Raw genomic sequence first — 2,684 nt, forward strand, 5'->3', positions numbered from 1 at the left:
CCCTTTAGCAGTGCCATAACCGTCAGGCTCAGAATACCGCCGGCCAGGCTGTATATGATGCTGAACATATTGCCAAATATAAATCCTGCCAGTACGATTCTGACAACGGAAAGCATCAGGGCCTCTTTTGCCCCGCATTTATACAGCATAATAACAATGAGCAGGTTCGCAAGGCCCAGCTTGATCCCCGGAATTCCGAACTGAATGGGAATCAGCATCTCCACATAGCTGAATATAAGGGCAAGCGCCGTAAATACCCCGAAATAAGCCGCTCTGTTCTTCACACCTTTTCCTCCTGCACTCATGGACCCCCGGTACTGCTAATTCGCCACCGCATCGATCTCGTTGTCTTCGCCGCCTTCCACAGATACTACGATCTTATTGGGCAGGCAGATGATGCTCTCCCCATCCCTTGAAATTGCCTTCTGATGCACACAGAGCCTGTCAGGGCAGTCTGCTTCGGACATCCGGGCCTCACCGTTATGAATCTCCAGTATGTTTGTACCCTGGATATCTATAGTCTGCTCCTCCGACAAATCATATGTCCCATATGTTTCACCGTCCACACGGATTACTACTTTTCCTGGGCCAGTATCTTTCTTTAAATAATGATAACCCATCACAGAAACTGCGATGAGCAGAACGAGTCCGATTAATAAAAAATCATTTTTTTTCATATCCGCCTCCAGCCACTATCATAGCACACCGACTTTTAGAATGCAATCACATGTTCGATTGTAATTCTTCCTGAAAATGGTTATAATATTTCAGATATAGAATAAGTACCACAGCATACAGACAGGTACTTAAATACATTTGAAAGAGGAATCACATGAAACATACGCTTATAAAACGTGCCCTGTCTCTGTTTCTGCCCGCCGCCATTGTACTTTTGTCCACAGGCTGCAGCAAAGTGCCCCGCGCAGACAGTTCAATCAAGATGACCGGCATGTATTTTGATACGATCGTATCTGTTGAGGTCTGGGGTACCGCCGATGAATCTATCCTGGATCACTGCAAAGAAATGTGTACGCGTTACGAACAGCTTTTCAGCCGTACTATTGATACAAGCGATATCTCCCGAATAAATGCTGCGGGAGGAACTCCCGTAGAAATAGATACCGAGACAGCGGAATTACTGGAAATGGGCCTGTATTACGGCGAACTGTCCAACGGCAGATTTGACATCACGATTGCTCCTTTAAGCGAACTGTGGGATGTAAAAAACAATCCGGGAAATATCCCGGACCAGGAAACCATAGATGAGGCCAGAAGCCATGTGAACTATGAAAATGTCATTCTGGACCAAAATACCGTTACTCTGACCGATCCAAAGGCCGCCATTGATCTGGGGGGTATCGCCAAAGGTTTCATTGCAGACAAGCTAAAAGCTTATTTAACAGGAAAGGGCATCGATCACGCGCTCATCAGCCTCGGCGGCAACATCGTTGCTGTCGGCGGCAGGCCCAATGGACAGCCCTTCCATATAGGAATCCAGAAACCCTTTGCCGAGACAAATGAGGCCATCACTACCGTGGAAATCAGCGGTCAGTCGGTAGTCTCCTCCGGCACTTACGAAAGGTATTTTAAAAAGGACGGGAAAATCTATCACCACCTGCTGGATCCCGGCACTGGTTATCCCTACGACAATCACCTTCTGCAGGTCACCATCATTTCGGATGCTTCCGCAGACGGGGATGCCTTAAGCACCGCCTGTTTTGGTCTCGGCCTGGAAAAGGGGACTGCTCTGATCGAATCTCTTGACAATATCCGCGCTATTTTCGTAACCGACGATTACGCTCTTCACTACGCCAGTTAGCAGAAATAAAAAATAGCAGGCTCGAAACTACCTTGCCAACTATTTTTCATGCATCGTACGTAAGTGACCAAAATACGGTCACAAAGTGCTCATAGCTATAAAAAAGCCAGTACATGAACCTTCCCCGGATTCAGAAGCTCTGAGGAATAGCCACACAGGCGGGGATGTATCTTTTCATTCCGGTGCCTGCCGTGTTCATGATACTGGCTTTTATTTTGCCTTTTTATACTGTGCCGTGAATCAGCGCTCCAGATATCTATATTCAGATTCCGCAAAGCCGTTCTGACACGATCTCCCTGATGTTTTCTTTTTAAGAAGTCAGCGGAATCTTCCTGGGTATAATAATCTTCCGCGGGCATTTGTCAGCACAGACACCGCAATTCGTACACTTGGACGCATCAATATGCGCCAGGAAGTTTGTGACTGTAATTGCGTCTGTTTCACAGTTTTTCTCGCAGAGCCGGCATCCAATACACCCTACCAGGCAGACATCCATCAATGCTTTTCCTTTCGCGTTGGAATTACACTGTACAAACGTCTTCTGGTCATAAGGGATCAACTCAATCAGATGTTTCGGGCAGGCTGCGATACATTTACCGCAGGCTTTACATTTTTCCTTGTCTACTACTGCTATGCCCTCAACGATATGTATCGCATCGAAAGGACATGCCTTCACACAGGTTCCATATCCCATACACCCATAAGAACAGCCCTTTGGGCCGCCGTCCTGCATCATATTTACCATGATACTTTCGGTTCCAACTCCCCTGCCCTTTAGCAGTGCCATAACCGTCAGGCTCAGAATACCGCCGGCCAGGCTGTATATGATGCTGAACATATTGCCAAATATAAATCCTGCCAGTAC

General features: G+C 47.1%; 4 protein-coding genes. 1 reads left to right on the top strand and 3 read right to left on the bottom strand.

The window, feature by feature from the left end; genetic code table 11:
* Together HMPREF0240_RS15215 and HMPREF0240_RS15220 are read right to left on the bottom strand one after the other, a co-directional pair.
* Nucleotides 1–284: Gx transporter family protein (locus HMPREF0240_RS15215; protein WP_035313619.1), on the bottom strand; the 284-nt coding region annotated here is incomplete at its 3' end.
* A gap of 36 nt (nt 285–320) precedes the next feature.
* Nucleotides 321–677 carry a NusG domain II-containing protein gene (locus HMPREF0240_RS15220; RefSeq protein WP_009004312.1) on the bottom strand — a complete coding sequence of 119 codons (357 nt, stop codon included), beginning with the start codon at nt 675–677 and terminating at the stop codon, nt 321–323.
* A 155-nt stretch (nt 678–832) separates the two neighbouring features.
* On the opposite strand from HMPREF0240_RS15220, the gene HMPREF0240_RS15225 reads away from it, so the two are divergent.
* Entirely contained in the window at nt 833–1,819 is a 987-nt protein-coding gene (locus HMPREF0240_RS15225) for an FAD:protein FMN transferase (RefSeq protein WP_009004313.1), read from the top strand.
* A gap of 310 nt (nt 1,820–2,129) precedes the next feature.
* On the opposite strand, the gene HMPREF0240_RS15235 is transcribed toward HMPREF0240_RS15225, so the two are convergent.
* The coding region (locus HMPREF0240_RS15235; RefSeq protein WP_083806252.1) for a 4Fe-4S binding protein at nt 2,130–2,684 on the bottom strand (555 nt) is incomplete at its 5' end.

Origin of the sequence: Clostridium sp. D5 (assembly GCF_000190355.1) — a bacterium.
In the GTDB taxonomy this organism is placed as follows: domain Bacteria; phylum Bacillota; class Clostridia; order Lachnospirales; family Lachnospiraceae; genus Faecalicatena; species Faecalicatena fissicatena_A.

Bases quoted from the DNA above. Each gene is read 5' to 3' on its own strand.
- HMPREF0240_RS15220 (WP_009004312.1), bottom strand. From the start codon at position 677: ATGAAAAAAAATGATTTTTTATTAATCGGACTCGTTCTGCTCATCGCA.
- HMPREF0240_RS15225 (WP_009004313.1), top strand. From the start codon at position 833: ATGAAACATACGCTTATAAAACGTGCCCTGTCTCTGTTTCTGCCCGCC.